Origin of the sequence: Paenibacillus sp. FSL H7-0323, from assembly GCF_038002725.1 — a bacterium.
Lineage (GTDB): Bacteria > Bacillota > Bacilli > Paenibacillales > Paenibacillaceae > Paenibacillus_AQ > Paenibacillus_AQ odorifer.
On sequence record NZ_JBBODB010000001.1, the window covers coordinates 2,379,750 to 2,406,330 of the forward strand.

Genomic DNA, 26,581 nt, shown 5'->3' on the forward strand with positions numbered 1-26,581 from the left:
TTTTTGCGAAAAATTTGATCTATCCCCACCTTCCGAATAAATTCCTAAATAAGGGAGAAGATAAAAATCACTTAACATCTCATTTATTTAAGGAGAATTGCATGCGGAAATTTTTTAACGCCAAGACACCTCCGTCTAATCCTAAGGTGCACCCTCAATTCGAAGCCGAAAATGAGCTTTCAATGAAGGATCTTTTTTCCCATGCTATCTCTGCGTCTCTCGAAGACAACTTACAGATTATTAATAATTGTTTTGCCAATTGTTCGGACCTAAAGGTTACTCCATGGCATTATGGCCCGGATCTTAAGTATGAAGCCTCATCCGTCTATTTCAATACACTTACTAAGTCTGACCCTACAAATTATTTTAAAGATGTCTTGCAGAATTTAGTTCCGCATGAGCTGGGTCCCACCTTGGACGTGACCGTTGAAGATGTCATCTCCTATTTTGAAAAAAATGGTGTTTCATCACCGCTGCTTGAATTAATGGACAATATCGGTCAAGCCATTAAGGGGATTCTTGATGGGAAAGTTGTCCTTTTCTTTACAGGTTGGCAAAAAGCCGTTGCCTATTATGCCTTTGAAGTAGAACAGCGCCAAACCTCTGAGCCCATTTCAGAGCCTACTGTTCAAGGTCCCCACGTCAGCTTTATAGAAAGCTTAGAGCGTAATGTAGGTGTTATTCGTAGTTTGCTGAAATCTACTAATCTTAAGTTCGAGTTTTTTACCTCTGGTAAGCAGGTTCAAAGAACGTTGTCCTATGGTTATCTGGATGGAGTAGTCAAACCAGAAACATTAAATCAATTCAAACAACGGATAGCAAGTATTGATCAGGAAGAAATTCTTGACGTCTCCTATCTCGAAGAGTGGATCGGTGATTCGCTCTACTCACCATTTCCACAAGTCCGCTATACAGAACGACCGGATACAGCTATAACAGCACTGCTAGACGGAAAGATTATTGCTATGGTTAACGGAAGTCCTTCCATTCTGATCTGTCCCGGGAATTTCATGGAGTTTTTTACGAATAGCGAAGATTATTACTACCGGACCATTTTTTCATCATTGATAAGAATGATTAGGGTCGCTGCCTTCATCATCGCCCTGCTGTTACCCAGTACCTATATTGCCTTATCCAACTTCCATTCCGAACTAATTCCCACGGTTCTGCTGCTTGCCATTCTAAACACACGCGAAGGAATCCCCTTTCCGGCTATGGTTGAAGCTTTGATCATGGAGTTTTTCTTTGAGCTATTGAGAGAGGCGGGCATACGCTTACCCAGACCGATTGGGTCGGCCGTCAGTATCGTTGGGGCATTGGTCATTGGACAAGCTGCTATTCAATCGCAGATTGCCTCTCCGGTCATGGTCATTGTCGTCGCTTTGACAGGCATTGCCTCATTTGCGCTACCTCAATACAATATGGCAATTGCGCTGCGGATTTTACGGTTTCCCTTAATGATTCTCGCGGCAACATTCGGAGGACTTGGCATCATGGTCGGTTTTATTCTAATTTATCTCCATCTGGCTACCTTGCGCTCTTTAGGAGAACCGTATTTAGACTCGTTAGCTCCGCTAGATCTTAAAAGAGTACGTGATTCTATTTTTCTGCTTCCGAGAAGACTGCTGCTTCATTCACCACGAAATCGACACTTATATAAAAAGACTTCAGGAAGGAAGTAGATAAAGTGAAGCGGCTTACTACCATACTAATTTCCCTTCTTGTACTCACTCTAACTAGCGGATGCTGGGATAATAAAGAATTGGACGAGTATGGGTATGTGCAGGCGGTCGCCATTGACCAAAGCGAAGACAATCGGATTGTGATTACGACACATTTCTATAATCCTTCCACCAAAATAGAAATGGGACAAGCAGGGGATCCAGCGTCCAAGGGAATTAATATTGTTACGAGTGGAGAAACCTTTTTTGAAGCAATAAGGGAGATCCCGGCAAAATTTGGTCGAAAAGCCAAATGGGATCATATGCGTGTCATATTAATCGGGGAGCAACTAGCCAGAACCTCGAACATCCGGGAGGTACTTGATTTTTTCTCCAGGGATCAAGAACCGCGTGGTACCGTTCTTCCTCTCATCGCTGAGCAATCTGCGGCACCATTTTTAGATATCAACCCGTTTATCGAGCAGACCATTGGTCAACAGTATAAGAGAATGGAGACGAGCGGTGCTCTATATGCCGCAAAAACTTCCAAGATTCCTCTCTATGAGCTGGCTATACAAATGTGTAGCCCCTCCAATACTTCCATCATCCCTTACCTGCATAAGACCAGTTTGGATCATAAACCCTTGATATCTGGGCTGGCTGTAATTCATGACGGTAAAATGATTGACATTCTAAAGGAGAAGGATACAGAAGCATTCATGATGCTGACGGATAGATATATCTATGGAGTACTAGAATTTCCTTGCCCGGATGAGACCGAAGTACCGCTGCGGAAAAAAGAAACGCTTGAAGTGCTTACCTTCAACAGTACGCTTACTCCAATCGTAAAAAACGGTTCTGTGTCCGTCGGTGTAAACATTGCTATTGAAGGGATGATCGGAGAATTACGTTGCTCACATTTAAAAAACAATAAGGACATGAAGCTTTTTGAGCAGCGTATCATAACTCAGGTTGAACAACAGGTTGAGCACGCAACCAAGTTTTTGAAAACAAAAAAGATCGACGCACTCGGAATTGGCAATCAGATTTACCGGAAAAATCCGCAGCTGTGGAAACAACTAGAGCCTCAATGGAAGGATACATTCGCCCAGACTCAGTTCGATATCAACGTTGATGTCAAAGTGTTAAGCACTGGAATGAACTCAGGCACAATATTTGGAACAAAGGAGAAGTAGCTATGGTGGGAAAAATAATCTGCATTCTCTTATTAGCTTCCGCTATGCTAGCCCATGACATCCCAAGGTTTAGACAAGCCTCCATCCGCGATCGAGTAGTTTATGGAGTATTATTACTACCCGTACTTTATCTCGGATTTATCTTTATTGCAGCTAAGCCATGGCCCAATTTAGATTCCATCTTCAATTTATTCACGGCTCCAGCTGAGCACATCGTCCATTGGATCAACCCTGCCATTTCATAAGCTTAAAGAATGAGGAGGAACGTATGAATAAGCAAGAACGTGTTAGTTCGATCCAAATGTCCATGCTGTTTCTCTTCTTTATGACCGGTTCCTCAATCGTTATCGTCCCTGCGTCACTAACTAACTTTGCCGGCAACGGAGCCTGGATATCCCTCTTAATCGCCTCGGCCATAGGAATGGCTCTGCTTTCCGGTATTCTATATTTGAACCGACGAGCGCCAGATCTTTCGCTTGTGGAACAAAGCCGCTCCGTACTTGGAAACGGACTGACCCTCGTCCTCCTGATTCCTTTCACTTGTGTACTGTTTTGGAATGTCGCTGGAATTGTAATTGAGATCGGAACCTTTTTCAAAAGCACGATGTTAAAAGAAACGCCCACTTACGCAGTAAATACCATGTTTTTTATTACGATTGCGATGACAGCTCTAGCTGGAATTGAAGTGATTGCCCGCATGGCAGCCGTCCTAATGTCACTAATGTTCGGATTTATCATCTTAGTCTGGATACTCGTAGCAGGGTTGTATCATCCCGAGTACCTACTGCCCATCATGCCTGATGGATTTAGGCCTATCCTAAGCGCTGCATATGTAGTCTATGGCTTCCCCTATTCCGAGCTTATCGTTTTTTCGATGATTTTACCGTTCGTGCGTAAAGAAGACAATTCTAAACTGGGAAAACAGATGTATCTTGCACTCATCATCAATGCCCTGACGTTAATTGCTTCTGTCATTAGCAGTATTATGGTATTGGGACCACTGTCCGGCAGCTTGAAATATTCATTATATCAGTTGGCCAGACTCATTTATTTTCAGGAAACCATTGAAAGAATCGAATCCGTGATTGGTTTTTCACTCATTATCGGCTTCTATTTCAAGGCTTCTATCCTGCTGCTTATTCTTATTAAAGTACTAAAGGAGCTTCTGAGATTGAAGGATGAACGTTTAATTGTTTTCCCACTTGCTTTTGTCTGCCTGCTGTTATCTGTAACGACTTACACACAGGAGTCTGAGCTTGAGGAAATCGTGAATACTACATGGCCCTTGCTCACTAACCTAGCTTACATCCTGCCGTTTCTTCTGATTCTATTGGTCACTTTTATTCGTTATCATATAAATCAACACAAAAAATAACCCGTTCTAAACGGATTCAATATTCCCTATCTCATTTCGCAGACTTCAGCTTCTTCTTTTCTTGGATCCAGCCCGCCAGCAAAAGTATTGCTCTACATAATTGCTTGCCATCGCGATTGAAGATGCTGAGATTTCCGGACCCAGAGGACGTTATTTGCAATTTTTTGGCCTGTGGAGCAGAGTTTCGGTCTCCACTGACGCTATCTCATATAAAAAGACTCATATTGAGTGTTTTTTTGTGGGAATAGCTGCCATACAGTCCGCTAGGATGCAAAATATGGACCAACGACGCGTTTAAGGTCAGCTGTGTCCGATGGGCTTGGTCTGTGCAATTGTTATTGGATCAAACGAAGCAAAGTAGGGATGCCCAACAGCCACTTTTAGCTTATTAGGACACCCCTGTTAAGTTTATTACGTTACTCGCTCTAACCAATAAATTCTTGAACCCACTCGCTGTTATAGTAACCTATTCCAATTTCTGTGAAGCTGCTATTCAGGATGTTGGCACGATGACCAGGACTGTTCATCCATTGGTTCATTACTTCTTCTGCGCTCGACTGACCTTTGGCGATATTTTCCCCTGCTGAATTGTATGAGATCCCGAATGCTTTCATCATATCAAACGGAGATCCATACGTAGGAGACTGATGGTCAAAATAGTTATTGTCATACATATCCTGCGCTTTAGCCAAAGCCATTTTCGAAAGTTCGCTATTTAAGCTAAGAGGCTTCAAGCCTGCATTCGTTCTTTCTTTATTCACCAGATCCAATACTTGCTGTACCGATTGGGATGTATTGGTGGATGGTTGTGGATTTGCAGACTTCTGTGGGACAGCAGAATGTTGCGGATTTGCAGAATATTGTGGTTTCGCCGACTGCTGCGGATACGTTGTTTGATCTGTTGTGCTTCCTGTAGGTGGATTGGTACGGATGAACCCATCCAGCCATTTCGTTACATCGCCAGGAACTTGTTTAGTCTTAATTGTTGAATTCCCTGCATTCTCCGTGGAAATGGAAGATGCTTGCGTTAAAGTTGAACTTGAGGCAGTTTTACGAGCATGATTGTCAACCTTCGTTTGTTGAGTTGTCATTTGGTTGTTGGCCGAGTTATTACCCGAACAAGCAGTAACGAGTAATAGCGCTACTATTACGATAAATGGTTTAATAAGAACCCCTCCTGATTTGGCAAAGTAGTGACTTAATCGAATAAAGTTTTTGTAAAGTACCCCTGATTTATTCATCCCTAATTCAAAAATATAAAAAGCAAAAAAGTCCACTCGCAACATGGTTGCTGTGGACTTAATCTTAGTGGATATTTTAGATGCGTCGATATAGTTACATTTATAGTAATTTATAGAATTTTTTACTAATTAATGTTATGCTTTGTTAAGATCATAAAGTATAACATCAAATAAGATTTGGACAAACAAGCTTATAGAAATAAGCAGGCGTTGTTAGGTAAATAGATACTTTTAGATTACTTAATGTAATGTGATTGCAAAATTATTACAAGGAGTGATCATGCTATGTTAGAAGGTATCTCGATAAAACAAGTCTCCATTTATTGTCCTGAAAGAGTGATTAACAACCAATATTTTATTGACCATTTTCAAAAGCAAGGTATAGATATTAAGCGGATTCTTAAAAAGACAGGCAGAAAAAACCGCCATGTTATTGAAGGAACGAAGGAGAACTCGTTGACGATGGCGATTAATGCCGCTCAACAGGCAATTGATGCTGCATCATTGAAATCTGCAGATATAGACCTGATTCTTTTTTCCAGCTCAACTCCGGAATATTTATCACCTACGAATTCATTGCTTATTCACAAAGCTATCAAAGGTAAAGATGATACGCTTTGCTATGACTTGAATGGTAATTGTATAGGAATGTTTATTGCGGTTGAACAGGCTGCTCGTACTTTATACGATGATCCTGATAGAGATAGAGCGTTGGTTATCGGTTCGGATTTTTTAAATTTATGGGCTGATCCTTCACATCCAATAACATATTCAATTTTTGGCGATGCCGCCGTAGCCCTCATTTTAGAAAAAGATCATTCAGAGAGTGGATTAATTGACGTAAGGTATCTTTCGGACAGCCGTTTTACAGAAGAAATTGTGTACCCCGCTCAAGGATTGGCTAAGTCTTTGCGTGATGGGGCTGAACACCGCTACTTACACTGGGGGAGATTCAGCGGAATAGACAGTGTACGATTTGCAGAAGCATCTATTGTTGAATTATTGAACAAACATCACCTAACATTCGAGGATATACAAGTTTTTTGTTTTTCACAATTTACATTGGCTAATATTAAATTACTTCAAGCTAAGCTGAACCTGGATCAACATAAAATTATTTATGTAGCCGACGAATATGGCTATACAGGCACAAGCAGTCCCTTTCTGGCCTTATATTGTGCTATTGAACATGGTTTGATCAAACGTGGCGACAACTTATTATTTTGGACATTGGGGTCAGGTTATCAAGCCGGTTCAATGTTATGGCGTTATTGACATGGGGCTCCATTCATTCATCCTATCACTATCGAAACTCCACAATACACTAACAACAATCCCATCAGTATATTAAATTGACTTCTATATTTAGATATCATTTTTTTGAAAAGAGAACCACATAAACACCAACTAAAAGTGCCCATAAACCCGATGAATGCTAAGACTATAGAGTAACTCAATAAGCTAAAATAGGAAGAATGAGAGGTAAGAATAAATGTAGATGTAACTGTGATTCCATATAATATCCCTTTAGGATTAATAAATTGTAAAAGCATACCCGCAATAAAACTGTTGTGTTTATCGCCACTTCCATCACTTTCTTGATGTTTACTTGTAATAATTTTAAATGCTAAATAAAACATGTAGACTCCGCCTATCACAGCCATACTAGATTCAATCTTAGGGATAAAATTGATCAGAAGTATATTAAAATAGCAACATAACAATATGATCACGAAAAAACCTGTGCCCACTCCTAAACAAAATCTCATTGTTTTTGGTAAACCAAACTGGTTTGCAAAAGTCATTGCCATAATGTTATTAGGTCCCGGAGTAAAGCTAGCCACAAATGCATATAAAAACAAAGAAACAATCACTGAATTACACCTCGTTGTATGTTATAATGTATTTATCAGACGCTATAACGTCCTTATGTGCGTTTTATTGTATATCCTGGTCGTTATAAAGTAAATAGGGATAGGAGAATTACCGTGGAAGAGATAAATCAAATCATTGCGGAGAATATAAAAAAGATTAGAAGAAGTAAAGATTTAAGCCTGGAAAAGGTGGCTGAATTAACAGGAGTAAGCAAAACAATGATTGGTCAAATCGAAAGAGGCGAATCGGCACCTACCATTACAACCATTTGGAAGATCGCCAATGGATTAAAAACTTCATTTTCTGCGCTGATAGATTATCCAAAGCCTGACACAAGAGTCGTATTAAGAAATGAAATTCAACCACTGCTTGAAGACAACGGAAAATATCGGGTATATCCCTCTTTCCCATTTGATGAAAGCAAACGATTTGAGGGTTATACAGTGGAGTTAGACGAAGGTGGATACCTTGATGCCAATCCACATATGGAAGGAACTGAAGAATTAATCACTGTATTTGATGGTGAATTGTCTTTGCGTGTCAATGATAATGAATATCTATTAAAATCTGGTGATTCTATCACGTTTAACGCAGACAAACCCCATGTATATTATAATCCAGGACAATCATTGACCCGTTTAAGCATGATCTTATATTATTCTAGTTAGCAAAAAAAGGAAGGTTCTTAAACCTTGGGATCAAATCTTACTATGATAACCTGCGGAGATAACGCTTAGCCTCCCCATTATGAACCGTCCAGCATTAACTTATAAACCTTACCGTCTTTTGCATATTCATTATTAAAAAGCAGGGCATCCCCTTCTCTTTTCAGGAATTTCAGATTGTCTCCAAAAAAAGGAAGGTCGTTTGTTTCGGCATATTTTTGCTGCTCTACGTCAAGAAGTGCCTTGTACAACAATGTTTTGGCACCTGTTTTACGATCTATCATCATGAGGAAACCTTGCTGATTGGACCGAATCAGCAGAAAATCCTCGTCCATTCCCTCCACTAAATAATTATCCGAATTACCACCTAGGGTGTTCAGATTAATCGTCTCCGTTACGTTCCCTGTTCCATCTTCAATTAATCGTAATATTTTCCCATCGGTAAGCAGGAGCTGATCGCCAGCTATTTTCACATTGTCACCATAACGAAGATGGTATCCTACACTTGCGTGGCGAATGACCATTCCATCCTTAATAATCATCGTATACCATTTATTATTGATATGTGGTTCTCCGTAAACATCTGTTACGGTTAGATAGATTAGACCTTTCGGCGTCTTCTGAAAATCGAATTGAACAGCATCGAATAACTGCGAACCAAGGTTCGTTAGCAAGCGAGTTTGTCCTGCGGAATCTGTTAGATATAAACCCCCTGTTTTTTTATCCACTGTATAAGTAGATCCAGCAAATTGTGCGCTGGCACTAGCATAGTTCAATAGCCCAGTTGCTGTATATATCCTCTTCGTCGCATCCCAGCTGACCGTTGTTCCTCCTAATGAATTTACAAGAAAACGGGCAGGTACATAGAGTTGACCATTAATTTCAAAAGGAACACCTTCTACACTTACCAATTTACCATCAAGGACCCCCTGTTTACTTCCAATACGAACGGCTATCTTTTTTTCCCCATCCAGTAAACTCCGCTCTTTGATGCGATTTATCCCATACAACCTTAAGTCCTGCCGCTTCCCAGTGACTGGCTGAAACATAAGTAATCCCATCCTTTACTAGTGCAGCGCTCGTACCTTTCCCGCCTCCATCCATAATGAAAGTGAAGTAAGCGGGCAATGCCGCATTCGCAACTGGAGCAGCAAGCAATGATGCAACAAGTATTGGCGCTAGCAACCATCTTTTATCCATATCTTGATCAACCTCCATGTTAGAAAATCATAAATTCTTCATAGGGTATAGACGCAGTTTAATTCCAAAGGTTCCTATAAGTTAACAATAATAGTAAATTCTAAGTTCAAAGTCTCTCCTTCTATTATTCCTCTCAATCTGCCTCTTTTTCTCTCATTTCGTTGTTCTCCCAAGAATCTGTGAAAATTTTCTCATATATTGATAGGGAGGTTGGCGCCAATCCTTAAACAAAATAATTGAAAGAAGGCAATTACAATGGCTTTAGGTTGTGATACAGCTACAAATGTAACAGCAGCAAGATTAACTACACTTAAAAATAATAAATTCACATTCGTTTGCCGATATTTGAATCGCGTCGAAGGATACCAGGATGGTCTCACCTCAGCTGAGATTACACGGATTTCAGATGGGGGATTATATATCATATCCCTTTATCAAATCAGCAAATCGCTCGATCATTTTACGAAAGCCAATGGGGTTAAAGATGCTGAAACGGCTGTAGGATTAGCAAGTGATTTGGGACAAACCAGCAGCACTCCGATTTATTTTGCGATAGACCGCGATATGACCTCTACCGAAATCACAAACAATATAGTACCTTATTTTCAAGGCATAAAATCAGTGCTAGACAGCAGTACTAAAAATTCCAAAGGCTATAAAATGGGTATCTACGGATCACGAGCAGTCTGCTCTCATATTCGAGGCACTAATTCCGCCACAACACGTTACACCTTCATCGTAGATAATGACTGGCAGGGAACCTTCGAGGATTGGAACCTGCGACAATATAATTTCAACACTGAGGTAGGAACAAGCACTGGCAAAATCAACGTAGACTATGTAGAGTCCTCCTCACATAGCGGTGGAGGCTGGAAAAAGTAATTTATTCCTCTTTTATCGGTGACGAGGCGTCGTACGAAAGCAGATTATGATAGATTCAAATAAAGTCTCGTTATTATAAAAATAGTAAAAAGACAACCAGGCATGGATTATCCGATTAATGGAGAAGCTCTGCCTGGTGTTTTTGGTTTGTAGCGGTTTGTTTAAGCAGATAATCATAAATCGTAGCTATCCGATTTTAATGTCTTCTTTGGGCAACCCTCGGAGAAAAATACGCAGAATTTTCCAATTCCCAGCCGAATTACGATCGAGCATCCATTTCGCACTGATAGCAGCTTGCTTTCCTCACTGACAGCAGCTTGCTTCCGCTATCCTCTCCCCGTATATTTTATCGCTGTAACTTTATGCAACCTATGAGATAACTGCACTTTATACACTTATTTCGTCTGTAAAAGGCTAACTTCTCACTTTAACTGTATTCTATACAATTAAAAATCACAGTTATCAGCTTTAGCGGCAAAAAACTAAAAAATAGCTGTACAAAATACAACTATCTTCATGAGCGAGTTTTTCGAGCGAAAATAGCTGTACAAAATACAATTAAAAGCCGCTACATATTAAATTCGTCCGCTCTCCATATAAAAAAGAGGCGAGATCTTTGTAGATCCCCCCCTGCTCCACTTGCTCCTATTTAGAATCGCTCATTTGATCATATGCTGGATCATACGTCCACTTCAGGCCGTTGTCCATACTCGACAGATAGATGGTACCTACAGTGTTGCCCTCTTTGCTGAGCAGAATAGGATACAATCCTTCTTTTCCATTAAAAATAGGTGAAAGCGGCGTTTTTTGATATTCATTAAAGGTTTCCGGAAGGGATATCACGAGCTTTTCCCATGACTGTCCCTTATCTTTGGTCCAATAAATAACAGGCCCATTATCTTCATAATATCTGAACCCTAAGAATCCGATATCCTTGTTAGAAAACCCTGCCCCGGCTAAACTTTCCGCGTATAAATCGTTAGGATTTCCAAGCTCCGTCCATGTCTTCCCGCCGTCAGAGGTCTGGTATACATAATTTAATGAGCGTCCCACACCTGCAGAACCTCCGGAGACGATCCATCCATTTTGTTTGTCAGTAAACCCGATGAACTTGGCGTCATAACCCTTGGCACCTGCAATGTTGTAGTTATTCCACGATTTCCCCATGTCATCACTGATTAATACATGTAGAGGGGATTCTTTACCATCCGCAAATCCATATACAATTGCAGTTTTGTCCTCGGAGATATAAAATCCGGTATCCGCTCTCCCCATCCCCATTTCTGTTCCAGTCGTATCAAGTTTTAAAGGCGTTGGCGCTTGGATCTCCCCTTTCCGATAGGAGACAGAGACCTTACCATCCTCGTCCATGGAATACGCATTCCCAGCGTCATGCACAACCACTTGTTCTCCACTAGAGCTGTAGGAATAAATAGTACCTGGTTTGAGCTCGGTATCTGAAGATTGGCCGTTTAGGTTCGTACAGGCTGCTAGCACTGCTGTTACACCAACCACCATTAAGACCGCAAGAAATGCGCCTACTCCATTTCGTTTTTCTTTCATATTTAAAATACTGCCAAATCGCTGCTTCATCGAGTGTTTTCCTCCTGCAAAATTCGTTGATAAAGCTACATGCCGTGTAGCATTACTTTGCATAACCGATAAAATGGCTTCGCAGTATTTCTTTCGATATGCCGCATTTTGCTTACGTACAACGGTGTCATCACAATAAATTTCAATTTCGCGGACAGCTTCGCGTGCCATGAACCAGACCAATGGATTAAACCAATGTAGTGCCTGCACAATCAGTAGCAGTAGCTTATATATGATGTCATGCCTTTTGTAATGGACCAGCTCATGTTTTAAGATAAACTCCAGCTCTTCGTCACTATATTGATCATGCGGCAAGAATAGTGTTGGCTTGTAAAAACCCATTAGCATCGGATTCGGAACTTTACTGCTTATCAGAACCGCAATGGTGGTTGTTACATGCATTTCTTTAGCTACTTGTTTGAGCTTGGCGAACATATCCTCTCTCTGAAGAGGGCTGCTCCAACGTAACACCTGTTTCCTGAAAAAGAAATAACTCAGCAAATGATACCCTATAAAAAGCACAGCGCCAGTAACCCAGATGTAAGCTAAAATATTAATTATAGAAGGGATATGGCTTACATCCCCTGTCTGGACCGGCTGAGAGATTACTGGCGTATCCGCCTGCAAATTCTGGGACACTGAGCTTTGAAAGACAGTTGCTATGGCCTGACCTTCGGGTAGCTGAATCGCCACAGGAGGATTGGTAAAGGAAAAGTTGAACGGCAACAATAATCGCAAGGTTAGGATCAACCATATCCAATAGCTCAACTTAGCCGAATAATGTTTTCTTAACAAGGGAGTTAATGTGATTAAGCCGATAATAACTAAACTAAGGGTCACAGAAATAACCAGAAAATCTGTAAAAAGACCTGTTATCATCAGGATTCCTCCTTATCTACTCTATCGAGCAGTTCCCGCAACTCAGCAAGATCGCTTTTATCAATCGCCTTCCCGTTGTATAAGGACATCACCATATCCTGCACAGAGTTGCCAAACAGCTTTTCAAGCGTAGACTTCCCTTCGCTCTCTTTATAATCTGTCTCAGAAATTGCAGCGAGATAACGGTTGCTCCGCCCTTCTTTTTCGCAAGATAGAAAGCCCTTTTCAACCAGCCGTGACAGCACTGTCATCAAAGTAGCAAGCGCCCACTTACGTTTATCCCCCAGTTGATTCAAAATATAAGAGGAGCTAACCCAACTCTCGGCTCTCCAAATCACCAGCATAATTTCCAGTTCAGCATCTGGCAAGCGTTTGATTTTGTTATTCATCCATATTTCTCCTTGTTATACATTTGTGTAATACATTCATTATACAAACGTGTAATTAAAAAGCAAGCACATTATTTCTAAAATATGTATACATTCTTAGACGTTTATTATTTTAATAAAGGTTTCACAAGTCCAGTAGCAAATAATAAATAGAACCCTAGGAATTTTTATAAGATTCCAACAATGAGATAACCAACGCACACTCAGCTGAAATTTATAACTATTTTGGAAACTAAGTGATTGGTCTGCATTATTCTTAAGTAAGGAGGTAGGTTATGAAAAAATTTAGTATTCTATCATTTTCACTGATAATTTTACTAATTTTATTATTTGTATTAGTCAGACCCACGCAAAAGATCGTAAGTGTCAATCTTGCATCCGAAACAACAAAAATTACTTATACTGACCGTGAAAGCCTTCAAATCTTCGAAGATGCTATAAGAACTGTAAAAAAAGTACGCGGTTCTGTTGATGTGGGTGAACCGACTTATCGAATGACTGTTACTTACGCTAATTCAAAGGTGGCCGGATTCAGCCTTTATATGGATTTTAAAACGAAAGATGGTTTCCTGATTAAAGCTAGCAATAGCGAAAAGATGCTGGATTTAAGAAATAAGAATTCGATTGAGCTAGCTGATCTGTTAAGTAAAGAAAAGGAAGATTAAAATTTGGAAACTCAATCTAAAAATAGGCATGGTCATCATACAAATGTAAAAACAAGCCATCCTTTAGTACTAACTAAGGATGGCTTGTTCGTAATTATATTATTTTCCTGCGTTTCAGATATACTGTCCCGCTCCGCTCAGAGCGCTGCAATTCTCTGCTGGATGCGTGGGAATAATGCAAAGGCATTCTCATAAAATACTTTCTCGTGGTGCTGCTCAGGCACAAGCCGGCGGACGAACTCCGCATACAGGTCAATAGGCGCGAGTGGCCAATCGGTACCGAACAACATTTTTTCATAGTGATCAGAGTACACCAACGCCCGGCGAAAATGATCCATAAACAGGGGTTCATTCATGAACCGCTCAAAATGAGGCCGGTCACCAACAACGAGACCGGACAAATCGGCATAGACGTTTGGATTCTTGGCGACCACTTCGGCAGCATCCATCACCCAGGGATCGCCTAGATGGCAGATCATAAAGTTCACGTCGCGCCGTTGGAACGCCAGTTCGTCCACGGTAAGCGGATGCGCATACTTAAGCAATCCATTCATCGAATACGTATCACCGGTATGAATAACCACAGGCGTGCCGTACTTGGCTGCCAGCTCATAGATCGGCGAGTAGATTTTGTCATAAACGTAATGATGATAGTATCCGGCATAGAGCTTAATACCAGCTACCTCAGGAGCTTGCAGCCGTGCCTCAATTCGGTCCAGCTCATCCAAAGCATCCTTTCCTCCGAGCATATTCGGATTAATGCCCACGCATTCCATTAAGAACGGCGGTACACTGGCTTCCAAGTCGAGACCCATCGGATTGGGAGAGGCAGAGTCAGGAAAGGCTCCCTTCGTCTGCTCCGTGACCCCCATTCCAATGCCGAGAACAACGTCGTTCTTGTCAAACTCCGCTTTGAGCCCAGCAGCTGTGTAATCAACTTTGGAGAGGTCCAGTGCTGTCTGATGAAAGCTATCGATGTCCGACAGATGAATGTGAATATCAATGATTGGCATTTATAGTCTCCTTTTTGTCAGAAGCACTAGCAAAGGTCACCTTCATAAGATTACGAACTGCCTCTGGATCCAGAATGAGCTCTCCCATGATCATGAAGGTCGGCTGTGTCCAAGCGGTTTCTCCGTTCAGTAGTAGTAGATGGTGATTCACACCATATGTGAATACCTTATTGTTCACGTAAGACATAGCTCTCTGATTAGGATAACTATGCACCACATGCAGCATGTCTTTACGTGAACTTGCACCGATTCGGATAAGCCCCTTGGATTCCAGATGGGCTTCGACCTTCCCTATAGGGAAGTTGCCTTCCTCTGGGAGCTCCATCCAGCCTTCCGAATAGATTGGTGAAGGCTTAAAGTAACTATCCTCGGATAGCGAATAATGCGGTAGCGTCATTCCACTTTCATTGGTTACTGAAATCAACACACAGAGCACAGGAACTCCGGGCAGCATAAGGTAATGCTGATTGATCGTGATCCCCCGGTTTGCTTCCTGCTTCTCCATCGAAGTGGTCAGTCTCAATCCCTTCCAGACGTTGCCGTGATCATCCATCTGCTCCGTCCAAGCTGCACTTCTTGGCTCCTGCAACCGGCTAAATCCGCCTATGCCAGAAATACCCACACCGAGTCCACCATGCCAAGGATTCCACCAGGAACGTGGTTCAGCTTTCGGAAAGGTGCTGTCCAGCCACTCTTCTCCTTGGTGCTTCAAGGAATGCACAACGCTGCCGAAATCAGGAGCAGCTGCAATAGATAGAACTCCGTTGCTCACTGTGTAAATGGGACCCGCAGCTCCTTCTTCTATCCCACAAACAACGCTTGTTTCCGTTTGTGGAAACCAGAGGCCTGTTCGCTCTTGAATGCGATCCTCACCACGATAGACGACCCGGACCTTACGGCCAGATTCGTTGTGTTCTGGTGATTCTGTATCCTCAGTAGAGAGTTCAAAACCAGCGGAGTGCAAATTTTGTCCTCTTTGCAACTCCATCTCAGCGACACTTCGCTCCTCTTCTCCATCAGCCTGTACATACAATTCAAGGCTTCCATCAAGCGGTGTCATCTTTCGTTCGATTAGCTCGGCATGAAGTGCCCCTGCCGCAAAAGGATTTCCACCGCCGAGCGTTAGCTCAAGATGGTCATCCAACACCGGTATGACCGAATTCTGCTGTTTTAGGGCAAAGGCGCGGAATTCCGACCACTTAAGGAAGGTGTTAAGAGCAAACACCATAGTTTTTGTCCGTACGACATCTCCAGCGGAGATTCGGCCAAGATTATGCTCCAGCCCAAGCGGGTATTCCGGACGAAGCAATTTTAGCGAAGGATCCCAGCAGATTCCGCATGTGACGTTCTCTTCCTTGCAGAACAACCAGTTCTCCGTAATTTGTGCACTGTCCCAAAGACTTGGATCGCCTGAGTAAGCATCGCCCATGTCCACGTATTGGCCCTGATATGGCAAGATGAGCTGTTTACCGAAAAAGCCGAAATTCGTCAACAGATACATGTCTTCTTCCAGGATATCACTATTGGTATTGCAGACCTCACTATAAAACTCAGCGATTCCGTTGGCAAATAGCTTAGCCACTCTTTTTATCTCAAGACCCGGGAATTCTTCCGACTCGTAAAGAGATTCGAGAACTTGGCTCTCCCCTTCAGAATAGATCTTTACTTCTTTGACCTGTTTCTTAGAGAATTCTTCTGCGAATGGCTTGCCTAACTTCGGATGGGTCAACCAGAAATTATGGCTCGAGCCGGGATATTCAATCCACATTCCATTATCGGTATTATTAAGATGAATAGAGTAAGCGCCATTCACAGCCACCCACTGATCCCCGTTTTCCCCGCCAAAGCGGCCATGCGTTCCCTTCATTAGAACGGATAGTTTGCTTATGAAGGTGACTGCCTTCTCTCCAACCGGAACGGCCGTTACCTCAATAGCCTGTGAATAAAGACCGTATGAATTTAGGGTATAGGGTACTTGAATAGAAGCCTTACTCTTAGCTGGAACAGTAAAGCTTACTGTACGGTCCGCCCATACGAGGAATTCGTCTTCGGGCAAATCAAAAGAAAATTCTGCTTCTGCAGCAAAATTATTCTCCACATTAAGGTACAGTTCCGAAGGAAGACCCAGATACAGTTCCCGGTGTGGCAGCGCTATCTTCATTTTGAGTGGAAATTTAGGAGCAACGCCAATGCGGAATTCCGCACGCTTGCCACCGATGATCCACTTGCTCATAACAACGGGGTGTGTCTTCTTATCGTTCTGCTCTTCCCGAACTGAATCAAGCTCAAAATCACCTTCCACGATAACCGTTTCACCTGGAGCGAGTATTCGCGCAGCAGATAGAGCAAAACGGATATTTTTATCGTTCTGGCCTTCGATCTCAATGGCCAGCTCAGACGTCGAACGATTCTTGATGCGATAGCGAATCTTGTAGGTCGAACCAAACACAAGATCATGATCATCAATTTCCGTAGAGATTTGATAGTCTGGTGTATCAAGAGCGGTCAGACCGCGGCCAGTCTTCTCGAATTCCGCCCGCAAGGAGAGTTTTCCCTTTTGCCAAGTGTAATCAAAGAAATCAAAGCCACGTTCCTGGCGGCCATCTGGCTGGATGGGAAGTTCACGGGTACTGTCTGCATACCAATCCAGTTCTTCAAAATAAGGAGCAAGTGCTTCCGTTTGCAGTACTGTTGGAATGAAGTTCATCAGATGGACGTAATCTTCATTTTTCTCCCAAAAAAATCCGCATTTCTTATACATCGGTACGGCTTTCGTATTACCTGCCCAAGTGAACAGATCAAGACGTGGCCAGCCCGCTTCTATTGTTTGGCGAACAGCGTTCAGAATCAGATTGCGGCCAACCTTGTATCCGTGATAATCGGGGCTGACATTCAATAGCGGGACATACAAAGCCCCTTCATCTTGACGGTAGTGGGCGAAGCTGCAGAAGCCGACTACCTCTTTGCCATCAACGGCAAGAAAGGCATTAAGATTGGACGAGATCTCCATCTCACGGCGCACACTGTCCTCAGTTCTTTGATTGGTGCCTCCGCCCCAGCTTTCGTTGCTGCGGTTCCACATTTCTGCGACCGCCCCAGCATAAGAAGAATCGTATTCGATAATGCGGATTTGTTCCGCTGTAGTTTTTACAGTCATGTCTTCATCTCCTTATTCCTCAAAAAAATATGAGTATGTATTCGTATACAGTTATTCTGGATAACCTCTCTACAACATATTGAAATAACTCCTACGAGTTCTTATTATACTATTAACTGGAAGCTCAATACGAGGTAAAAAACTCTTTCTCCTTATTTTCTACATAAACTCACTGCCAGCAGAAAGCTACAAAAAAAGCTGTCGAGTCACCCTCGACAGCCTGAAGCTGCTATTAGGAGCAGCCTTTCTTCTTTAACAACTCTCCACACGATCCGCCGCTCTTTTCTTCATATTAGCGAGACCTACAATACATATCAGCAGTACGCAGATAGAATAAGGAAGCGCCATATTAACGGTGTATAAGGCCGTTCCTATAACTGGCCCTATGAATGACCCGCCACCTTGCAGGGCCGCAATAAAGGAAGCAACGCTTCTTTGCTCATGGTCTTGAACCGCCATTGAAGCACCCGCACTGTAGCCGAGCAGTGTAAAGCCGATGCCAATACCCAAAAATGTAAAGTCTACATACGCAAATCTGATGAACAATAACAATCCCAGCAAGCCTAAGGCAACAAATAAGAGTCCCACGAGCAGCACTTTTTTAGGATGCCATTTGAGATACTTACTGATTACAATTTGCGAGAGCACTACCATTATTCCCGAGATCGCCAGCCCCATTCCAATTAACTGTGTGGCTTGCTGAGTACTGTAACCCAAGCTATCCTGCACAAAAAATCCGATAGTAACCTGCACGATATTCAGAGCAAACGAAAGCAAAAGTCCAATCCATAAATAGAGGCGTATCCGTCGATCATTGGGGGAAAGTGAAATCGCCTGCCGCTCAATCTCAATATTCTTTTCTTTAGGAATAAACACCAGAAACAATATAGCCAAGGTGAACAATAAAATAGCGGCCGCGTACATTGGTGAGGTCAGGCCCAGTGAAGCCATTCCTCCACTCATTGCGGGTCCTACTACGAAACCAAGACCGTTGGCCGCACCAAATAATGCCATTCCTTGTGTACGGGTTTCTTTTGTACTCCAGCCCATAACATAAGCTTGTGCTAATGCCGGAATTCCTCCAAAGAAAAAGCCAGCGATTGCGCGAAGTAAAAAGAAACTCCAAAACAGACTCTCTTTACTCTGTGCATTTACTGCATAATCAGCCAATAGTGCAAAAATGATGAGTGTGGCCATATAGACGAACATAATCGAAGCAAGCAGCCACTTTCGGCTCATAAACGTTTGTTTTTCCCAGAAATATCCTCCGAGCAGCCAACATAACCCCGCCACCGATACTAAACATCCTGATTGAAAATCACTCAGCCCCAAATTTCGCGCAAGCGGACCAATAATCGGATTAAAAGCAGCTATTGAGATCATTCCTGTAAGTACGATTAGAAACATAATACCCCGTCTGTATTTCATAAAATTCCCTTCTCCTCTCAAGTAAACCAGAAACAATATACGATTCGTTATAATCGCTGTGTTTATGGTACTATGCATGGAAGTCAGGCCTCTACCTCTTGGCGGATTACTTTACTGGTTAGCGGGATTTATAGTAGAACAAACAAAAAAACCTGCTCTTAAGAGCAGGGTTATAGATGTTAATCCACCGTTCCAACATTCTCCAAGTGTAATGAGCTTTCGGAGCTGACGCCTGCTTCCGTACTCAGAGTAGTAAGTGCTTGTTTTAGATCCTCTTTATTCACATAGACATACGGACTCTTCCAAAGAGATTCCACATGTAAGGAATTAATATGCTCTGGTTTAAGTTTAGGGAAGTTGAATAACCACTGCTGCAGATCTGCTTGAGGAATATCCGTCTTCACATTTTCACCAATGATATCCAATACATTTCCCCATTGGGACACGCCTTGGAAATTCCCTAGCTTATCCAGGATCTGCTTGATTACTTGCTGCTGTCGATCATTACGCTGGAAATCGGAGGATTCAGCCGTTCCTTGATTCGATTTACGGTACCGCACAAAATCAAGAACTTGTTGGCCATCCAGCTTCTGCAAGCCTTTCTTTAAATCGATGTGTGTACCATCTGCCGTATCGGTATATTTCATATCCATATCGACATCTATAGTCAGTCCGCCAAGCAAATCCACGGTCTCCTGCAACACATCAAAATTCACCACAACCATGTGATCAATCGGCAGACCAAGCAAATTGCTGAAAAACTCTTTTGTATTCGGAATAGCCTCTGTTTTGTCTTTTATGTAATGATAAGCATAATAATAATTGGCTTTACGGGAAGGTAACGATTTAGGTTTTAGCAACAAATCCCTGGGTAAAGATAAGAAACTCGTCGATTTCGTGTCCGGATTGAAGCTGACAAGCATCAGAACATCAGTATTCATTACCCCACCGCCACCGTCCCGGCTATCTACCCCGGCAAGCAGAAAAATCATAGGTTCAACCGATACCGCCTCCTTTTTTTCCTCTGGAGCAGCAGTGGGTTGTACGGTGACTGGAGCTGCCATACGCTGTATCGCATCATCCGTCTTTTTGTATAAATACCCTGCATATACTCCAATCCCTATAATAGTTGCGCCTAAGACAAGACCAATGCTCGTCAGAATTTTACGGGTTGTTGTCCACTTGCGTTTGTTAGACATAATTTCCTCCACTCAGTTCCAATAGCTTATTCAATCAGCGCTTTCATCCTTATGAACTTTAACACTTAGCACTATGCCAATCGCTATCATATTAGTTAGCAACGAGCTGCCTCCATAACTAATAAAAGGCAATGAAATCCCCGTTAAGGGCAGTAACCCAATATGCATCCCAAGATTAACGGAAACTTGAAAGATGAACATAGCGATAAACCCGGTGACAATATAGGTACCCGCACGGTCCCTACTATCCAGCGCAATAAAGATCATTCGGTACACGAGCAGCAAATAAAGCATCAGCAGCACGGATGAACCTATAAAACCGTATTTTCCCCCGATGACTACATAGATCGAATCGGAATACGCATATGGAATATATCCTTTTCGCAAAAAAATACCTTCACTGCCCGATAATCCTCCGGAGCCAATGGCTATCATTGCGTTTTTCACATGCCAAGACTTATCCGGATCGCTCTGCGGGTCCAAAAAAGCTTGGATTCGTGACAGTTGATGGGGCTCGACAATCTTGGATAACAGGTCGAAGTTAGCATAATACAGCCATAGTATCGTGCCGATCGAAATAATCACAACACCAAGGATCAGAATCATATATAGAGCACGGATGTTACCAATCCACAGCATACTAAGTAATATGCCAGCAAATACGAGTGCTGTACCCAAATCGGGCTGATCCATTATTAAAATGAAAGGAATTAAAAAAACAAAACCGACCGGCACTAAATCTTGAAAAAACCGCAGCCGCTGGCCCTCTCGTGTACCTAATAGATGAGCAATGAGCAGCACCGTACATATTTTAGCCAGCTCGGAGGGCTGAAGCTGAAAGCTCCCAATACTTAACCAACGCACGGCACCATTGAGGTTTTCTCCAACCAGCTTGACTAGTACTAGCAAACCTATGCCCACGCCATAAAAGAGATAGGCTAACCTGCCTAATAGAATCTTATAATCTACCAAAGCAATGAATAACATGGGTAGGCAAAATAAAGCAAATAAATACAAATAACTTATGTAAAGACCGTCTAACCGCGTATCCGTAGTCGCTTCATAAATAGCAACAGTACCCATGCCAACTAAGCAGGTGGTGAGAAAAAGTACGGATCTGTCCAGCTTTGCAATTTTGGTAGAGATAAGCATTTACAACCTCTATTTAATTTCTGTAGTTTTCTTGTTGTGTAGGGGATATATACATGAAAATGGGCATTATAAATAATCCGCTGAGCACTTTTACTTCTTTTTTCTCAATGAAGCGCTGCGGATGATTAGGTTAAATGATTACCTCAAATCAAATTTGCCCTGATACGCCTTCTTCGATAACAGCTTAAGTTTATCTTCACTTAGCGTATAAATATCCATACCATTACCTGCCTCACCCAATGACCAGCCCAGTGCAAGCTCGTTATGGCCATCTTCATCAACATCAAAGAATCCGGCATAATCTAGACCATACCCAAACCCCTCAACCTCGGAAATCTTCTGCCAAGCTTCATTTTCCTGCCTCAACAACATTGCTTTTATAGTGTATCCTTTGTTTTTACTGTACTCATACACAACTACAGCTTCGTCGATTCCGTCTCCATCCATATCGCCAAAGGAGATGGCATTATCTTCTTGTCCCTTCATCGGAGTTATCAATTGAGCTTTGTCTGGAAGCCACTTAATAAATTCCTGGCTCGTTTTGTCTCGCTGCAGATTTGCTTCTGATGATGGAGGTTTAATCAGCTCTCCGGGTGTCGCCGGGACTCCGCATCCTCCGAGCAAAAATAAAGTTGTCAACAGGGTACCTATTTTTATGAATTTGCTCGGCATTTGGATCATCGACTCCTCGCTTGTCCGCATATATAGTATTTTATCTGTGAAAGAGATGAAAGTGGTTATGAAATAGTTAAATTTGAATTCTTATTCTATCGGTAAGTCAAATTGGACAATCGTTCCTTTGCCTAAAGTGCTGCTTATTCGCAGCTCTCCATGATGCAATTTAATGATCTGTTCCGAGATGGATAATCCCAAGCCGCTGCCCGAAGCCTGTTGATCCCCTTTGTAGAATTTTTGCCGCACATTCTCTAAATCCGTCTCAGCGATGCCTGAGCCTGTATCCTCTACAGAAATCACGACTTTCCCTGGAACCGTATGAGCGGTGATAAAGATTCGACCTGATGAACCAGTAAATTTGAGTGAATTATCAATGAGATTAATCATGACTTGCTTCACACGATTCTCGTCAGCTTGAATCACTGGCAGATGTTCTTCTATTTTTACATCTAGTGAGATGCCTTGTCGGGTCGCTCTAGGGGTAAGTTGTCTGCCGATATGCTGCAGTAGTTCTGTTAGATCCACAGATGTGAAGTGAACGGCGATTCTTCCGTTATCCAACTTGGAGAAATCCAACAATTCATCCACCATATGAGTTAACCTGTCACTTTCGGATTCAATAATATCAAGCCCATCATAAAACAGAGGTTGATTACTCACCTCACTCGCCTTTAAGGTAATTGCCCAACCTTTGATCGAGGTCAAGGGTGTTCGCAGTTCATGGGATACGGAAGCGATAAAATCATTCTTAAGCTGTTCACTCTTGGAGATTCGGCTTGCCATCATATTTAACGTATCCGCCAATGAACCCAGCTCATCTTGATAGCGCTTATGCACTCTGATGCTAAAATCACCTTCGGTCATCTGGTCTGCTGCCTGCTTCAAATCTTTAATGGATCTGGTTATGGTCCAAGACAGTAATAATCCAAGTAAGGTGACAATGCCAATGACGATGATCCCCACCCCGATCAGTAAAACCGTAATCTGTTTAACTGTATGTATAGTTTCCGTTAAGGACGTGATAAATCTGACTCCCCCCACGATGTTTCCATTCGCTTGTAAAGGATAGGATACCGCGTAAATCGCTTCCTCTGTGTTAGGGTCCGCACCTTTCCAACTGCCGGGCTGCCCTTTTATTGCTGCTTGCACATCTATGTACTCAGTCATAGTAAGATCGCCTTGAAGTCCATTTGAATCCTGCAACAGCCGGCCTTCAACATTAATAATCTGTACCTGTGCATCGGAATGACTCGCAAAACCCTTCAGTAACCTATCCGATTGTTCCTCCAGATCCTGGTCCCCAAAGTATTGCTGAAAAAAAGAAGCCGATAGCTCTGCTTGATTCATCAGGGTTTCCTCTATGTTATGAAAATAATAATATCGCACAGATACATTAAGAATGATTTCAAGAATGAGCACAGTAAGACAGATGACTACAAAATAGCTTCCTACTAATCTTTTCTGAATCCCCATTCTTCAACCATCCTTTCTAAAGCGGTATCCGAGCCCCCATACCGTCTCAATCCAAAGCGGACTAGAAGGATCAACCTCAATTTTCTCTCTTAACTTACGCACATGAACATCTACCGTCTTAGGATCTCCAATATAATCTTCTCCCCAGACAAGATTCATTAATTCATTCCTAGAGAGTGCTGTATCCGGATGCTCCAGAAAGGTCTTCATCATCTGAAATTCCTTCGGAGTTAATTCAATGCTGTCATCCTGCTTAAACATCTTGTTTGCATTCAGATCCAGCCGAATCGGTCCAGCTTGAAGTATCGTTTTTTGCGGCTTGAGAGCTGATTCTGTACGGCGCAAAATCGCTTTAATACGTGCTACCAATTCTAATGGATTAAAAGGTTTAACAATGTAATCGTCAGCACCCATTTCAAGGCCATTGATTTTGTCCATATCCTGTCCACGAGCGGTTAAGAAAATGATGATGACCCCAGCGTCTTTCTCTCTTAGCTTTCGGCATATTTCGAACCCATTAGAATCAGGCAACATGATATCCAGAACCAGAACATCTGGACGGCTCACCTCAAAGCTCTGCAAGGCTTCTTCTCCACAAGCAGCTTCACTAACCACAAACCCGTTATTCGTTAAATTTATAGATATAAAACGTCTAATATTATCGTCATCTTCCACAATAAGCACATGATTGCGATCAATAGTATCCACGATTTCCACCCCTATTACCCAGAGTCTAAACAAGTAAAAAACAAAAAAACTCTCCCGGTAAAGAGAGAGTCTTGTCTCAGATCCCTATAATTAAATCACAAGTGGATATTACTCTAAATCGCTATAGTTGTCAAAATCTAATCCAGATACACAGCCTTGCCGGTCTGCGCCGATTCATAAATAGCTTCCAATATTTGCGAAACAACAAAAGCCTGTTCAGGAGTTACAACCGGGTCCTTATCCTGTTCAATCGCTTCAATCCACTTTCTTAATTCTATATCCGGAGCACTTTCAGCTTTTCCTTCATAATAGGCAACGCCGCCTGCCCCAAGCTCAATTTTATTAGTGTACAGCTTGCTGAATTTCTCACCGTTAATTCTAAGTCCGTCCTTCATATCTGCGCCTGCTTCCGTCCCACTTAAGCTGCATTTCGCTTCATGTACGTCTAGTGAATTCAGAGCCCAGCTCGCTTCCAGCATGATTGTTGCGCCATTCTCCATTACGACCATTCCAAAGGCTGAGTCCTCCACGGTGAACTTTTTAGGGTCCCACGGTCCCCATGCGTTGGCGGCTTCTTCTTTTTGTGAAAGTTCATGATATTTAGTGCCAAGCACGACTTTAGGTTTATAGTTATCCATCATCCAAAGGGTTAGGTCCAGCGCATGAGTTCCGATATCGATAAGCGGACCGCCGCCTTGTTTCTCTTCATCAAGAAATACTCCCCAGGTCGGTACGGCTCTCCGTCTGATGGCATGTGCTTTTGCAAAATAGATATGACCAAGCTCTCCGGACTCACAGGCTTTTTTCAAATATAAGCTGTCTTCTCTATATCGGTTGTCATATCCAATGGTCAGCTTCTTGCCTGTACGTTTCGCTGCTTCAACCATTCGTTTGGCATCTGCCGCTGTCTTAGCCATTGGTTTTTCGCACATCACATGTTTTCCGGCTTCTAGTGCAGCGATTGATATTTCCGCATGAACATCATTAGGCGTAAGCACATGAATAATATCAATGGATTGATCTTTTAATAGTTCAGTGTAATCCGTATAGACAGTAGCTTTGTTATTTCCGTATTTCTCCGCTGCTTCTTCAGCACGTTCTTTAATAATGTCACAAAAAGCCACGATCTCAACCTTACTTTGTCTGCTCAAGCTTGGAAGATGTTTGCCATTCGCAATACCACCACATCCAATAATCCCTACACGAAAAACCTTACTCATATCCTTCACCCTCACCTCTAATGGATTTGTTTGCTGTTTCGATAAGTTGCCGGTGTCATGCCTAACCGCTTGCGGAAGACAATATGCAAATAGGTAGCATTGGTAAACCCTTCCGACTGTGCGATTTGTTCTATCGGATAATTGCTTTCTTCAAGCTTGCGGCAGACCGCTTGCAATCGGATGTCCTCAAGCGCCCTACTGAATGATTGTTCTGCATTTACTTGCTTAAACACCCGCTGCAGCTGCCTTGAACTAATATTCAGCTTTTCCGCAACATTTTCTAAGGTAACCGTTCCTGAATAATTCGCTTCCATATATTGCATTGCGTATTGATACCGGTAAGTCAGCATATCTCTAACCGGCGCCTCCGTGCGGATCCCGCCTGAATCATACGCTCTAACGGCCTTTAATAAAATACTAATCACGAGATGCTTAATTGAAGTATAATATCCGGTCAACTTCCCATCGCATGCTTCGTACGCTTCTCGAAAACACTTCATAGCCCCGTGATAATCTTGTGCTGGGACTAAGGGTAAACACTTCAGCTTCTCCACACAGGTCTCAGCTTCCGCAACCTCCCAAAGATCAGCATCATCCCGGATCCTCTTCTTGATGTCAACATGCAGGCATAGCTCTTCCATGGATTCATCTGCGGCTGCCTCTTGACGATGCATGACACCTGGTCCGGTTAGATAGAACATTCCCTCTGACAGAGGATACTTTTGATCCCCAAGAATGACTTCTCCCTTCCCGCGCGGAATGAAATGAAACTCAAATTCAGAATGATTATGGAACTCGACTACTCTGCCCGGTGGAAAAGATGTCAAATGAAATCTAAACACTGTAATCTCGTAATGTCCCCATAGAATCGTGATATCCAATCTTTCAAGCATGTCCTGCTTCTCAAACATCATCTCATAGGGAAAGCTGCTCAA

24 protein-coding genes are annotated in these 26,581 nt (G+C 42.4%); 8 read left to right on the plus strand and 16 right to left on the minus strand.

Annotated elements, in window-relative coordinates:
* Positions 1–101 precede the first annotated feature (101 nt).
* From MHH89_RS10850 to MHH89_RS10865, 4 genes are read left to right on the plus strand one after another with little or no spacing between them, the layout of a single operon-like run.
* Positions 102–1,682, plus strand: a complete 1,581-nt coding sequence (locus MHH89_RS10850; protein ID WP_341087114.1) for a spore germination protein — start codon at positions 102–104, stop codon at positions 1,680–1,682.
* Positions 1,683–1,687: 5 nt separating this feature from the next.
* Entirely contained in the window at positions 1,688–2,857 is a 1,170-nt protein-coding gene (locus tag MHH89_RS10855; RefSeq protein WP_175623572.1) for a Ger(x)C family spore germination protein, read from the plus strand.
* A gap of 2 nt (positions 2,858–2,859) precedes the next feature.
* Positions 2,860–3,102, plus strand: coding sequence for a hypothetical protein (locus tag MHH89_RS10860; RefSeq protein ID WP_076217873.1), 243 nt, complete (start codon positions 2,860–2,862; stop codon positions 3,100–3,102).
* A 23-nt stretch (positions 3,103–3,125) separates the two neighbouring features.
* Complete coding sequence (locus tag MHH89_RS10865) at positions 3,126–4,232, plus strand: GerAB/ArcD/ProY family transporter (RefSeq protein ID WP_341087115.1); 1,107 nt, start codon at positions 3,126–3,128, stop codon at positions 4,230–4,232.
* Positions 4,233–4,657: 425 nt separating this feature from the next.
* On the opposite strand, the gene MHH89_RS10870 is transcribed toward MHH89_RS10865, so the two are convergent.
* Positions 4,658–5,323 carry a CAP domain-containing protein gene (locus MHH89_RS10870; RefSeq protein WP_081387123.1) on the minus strand — a complete coding sequence of 222 codons (666 nt, stop codon included), beginning with the start codon at positions 5,321–5,323 and terminating at the stop codon, positions 4,658–4,660.
* Between the two features lie 435 nt (positions 5,324–5,758).
* Here MHH89_RS10870 and MHH89_RS10875 point away from each other — a divergent pair, with 435 nt between their 5' ends.
* Positions 5,759–6,748, plus strand: coding sequence for a ketoacyl-ACP synthase III (locus tag MHH89_RS10875; protein WP_076127253.1), 990 nt, complete (start codon positions 5,759–5,761; stop codon positions 6,746–6,748).
* 17 nt (positions 6,749–6,765) lie between these two features.
* On the opposite strand, the gene MHH89_RS10880 is transcribed toward MHH89_RS10875, so the two are convergent.
* Positions 6,766–7,347 (minus strand): LysE family transporter, encoded by a 582-nt coding sequence (locus MHH89_RS10880; RefSeq protein ID WP_341087117.1) that lies wholly within the window; start codon positions 7,345–7,347, stop codon positions 6,766–6,768.
* A 114-nt stretch (positions 7,348–7,461) separates the two neighbouring features.
* On the opposite strand from MHH89_RS10880, the gene MHH89_RS10885 reads away from it, so the two are divergent.
* On the plus strand, positions 7,462–8,016 hold the full coding sequence (locus tag MHH89_RS10885; protein WP_341087118.1) for a helix-turn-helix domain-containing protein: 555 nt from the start codon (positions 7,462–7,464) through the stop codon (positions 8,014–8,016).
* A gap of 77 nt (positions 8,017–8,093) precedes the next feature.
* On the opposite strand, the gene MHH89_RS10890 is transcribed toward MHH89_RS10885, so the two are convergent.
* Together MHH89_RS10890 and MHH89_RS10895 are read right to left on the minus strand one after the other, a co-directional pair.
* Positions 8,094–8,924 (minus strand): stalk domain-containing protein, encoded by an 831-nt coding sequence (locus tag MHH89_RS10890; RefSeq protein ID WP_341087119.1) that lies wholly within the window; start codon positions 8,922–8,924, stop codon positions 8,094–8,096.
* 22 nt (positions 8,925–8,946) lie between these two features.
* The gene (locus MHH89_RS10895; RefSeq protein ID WP_341087120.1) at positions 8,947–9,213 is read right to left on the minus strand and encodes a hypothetical protein; all 267 of its coding nucleotides are present in this window, start codon (positions 9,211–9,213) and stop codon (positions 8,947–8,949) included.
* 255 nt (positions 9,214–9,468) lie between these two features.
* Between MHH89_RS10895 and MHH89_RS10900 the strand changes: the two genes are divergently transcribed.
* Positions 9,469–10,095 carry a glycoside hydrolase domain-containing protein gene (locus MHH89_RS10900; RefSeq protein ID WP_076190697.1) on the plus strand — a complete coding sequence of 209 codons (627 nt, stop codon included), beginning with the start codon at positions 9,469–9,471 and terminating at the stop codon, positions 10,093–10,095.
* Positions 10,096–10,740: 645 nt separating this feature from the next.
* On the opposite strand, the gene MHH89_RS10905 is transcribed toward MHH89_RS10900, so the two are convergent.
* Positions 10,741–12,567, minus strand: coding sequence for a M56 family metallopeptidase (locus tag MHH89_RS10905; RefSeq protein ID WP_341087122.1), 1,827 nt, complete (start codon positions 12,565–12,567; stop codon positions 10,741–10,743).
* A complete protein-coding gene (locus MHH89_RS10910; protein ID WP_076143756.1) occupies positions 12,567–12,956 on the minus strand; it encodes a BlaI/MecI/CopY family transcriptional regulator in 390 nt (129 codons plus the stop codon). Before MHH89_RS10910 ends, MHH89_RS10905 begins: the two co-directional genes overlap by 1 nt.
* 275 nt (positions 12,957–13,231) lie before the next feature.
* Between MHH89_RS10910 and MHH89_RS10915 the strand changes: the two genes are divergently transcribed.
* The gene (locus MHH89_RS10915) at positions 13,232–13,621 is read left to right on the plus strand and encodes a hypothetical protein (protein WP_076278702.1); all 390 of its coding nucleotides are present in this window, start codon (positions 13,232–13,234) and stop codon (positions 13,619–13,621) included.
* A gap of 137 nt (positions 13,622–13,758) precedes the next feature.
* On the opposite strand, the gene MHH89_RS10920 is transcribed toward MHH89_RS10915, so the two are convergent.
* From MHH89_RS10920 to MHH89_RS10965, 10 genes are all read right to left on the minus strand, one after another.
* Positions 13,759–14,634, minus strand: a complete 876-nt coding sequence (locus MHH89_RS10920) for an amidohydrolase family protein (RefSeq protein WP_076104960.1) — start codon at positions 14,632–14,634, stop codon at positions 13,759–13,761.
* Positions 14,621–17,791, minus strand: coding sequence for a GNAT family N-acetyltransferase (locus MHH89_RS10925; RefSeq protein ID WP_341087123.1), 3,171 nt, complete (start codon positions 17,789–17,791; stop codon positions 14,621–14,623). Before MHH89_RS10925 ends, MHH89_RS10920 begins: the two co-directional genes overlap by 14 nt.
* Before the next feature lie 252 nt (positions 17,792–18,043).
* Positions 18,044–19,219, minus strand: coding sequence for an MFS transporter (locus MHH89_RS10930; protein ID WP_076201547.1), 1,176 nt, complete (start codon positions 19,217–19,219; stop codon positions 18,044–18,046).
* Between the two features lie 179 nt (positions 19,220–19,398).
* Positions 19,399–20,418: an LCP family protein gene (locus tag MHH89_RS10935; RefSeq protein WP_076127268.1), complete on the minus strand. Its 1,020-nt coding sequence runs from the start codon at positions 20,416–20,418 to the stop codon at positions 19,399–19,401.
* Between the two features lie 30 nt (positions 20,419–20,448).
* The gene (locus MHH89_RS10940) at positions 20,449–21,570 is read right to left on the minus strand and encodes an FtsW/RodA/SpoVE family cell cycle protein (protein WP_076127270.1); all 1,122 of its coding nucleotides are present in this window, start codon (positions 21,568–21,570) and stop codon (positions 20,449–20,451) included.
* A 138-nt stretch (positions 21,571–21,708) separates the two neighbouring features.
* Positions 21,709–22,242: a hypothetical protein gene (locus tag MHH89_RS10945; protein WP_340010596.1), complete on the minus strand. Its 534-nt coding sequence runs from the start codon at positions 22,240–22,242 to the stop codon at positions 21,709–21,711.
* Positions 22,243–22,332: 90 nt separating this feature from the next.
* Entirely contained in the window at positions 22,333–23,718 is a 1,386-nt protein-coding gene (locus tag MHH89_RS10950) for a sensor histidine kinase (protein ID WP_076301712.1), read from the minus strand.
* Positions 23,719–23,721: 3 nt separating this feature from the next.
* On the minus strand, positions 23,722–24,426 hold the full coding sequence (locus MHH89_RS10955; RefSeq protein WP_076278708.1) for a response regulator transcription factor: 705 nt from the start codon (positions 24,424–24,426) through the stop codon (positions 23,722–23,724).
* Between the two features lie 137 nt (positions 24,427–24,563).
* Positions 24,564–25,646: a Gfo/Idh/MocA family protein gene (locus tag MHH89_RS10960; protein WP_076190679.1), complete on the minus strand. Its 1,083-nt coding sequence runs from the start codon at positions 25,644–25,646 to the stop codon at positions 24,564–24,566.
* A 17-nt stretch (positions 25,647–25,663) separates the two neighbouring features.
* Positions 25,664–26,581 (minus strand): AraC family transcriptional regulator, encoded by a 918-nt coding sequence (locus tag MHH89_RS10965; protein ID WP_248548564.1) that lies wholly within the window; start codon positions 26,579–26,581, stop codon positions 25,664–25,666.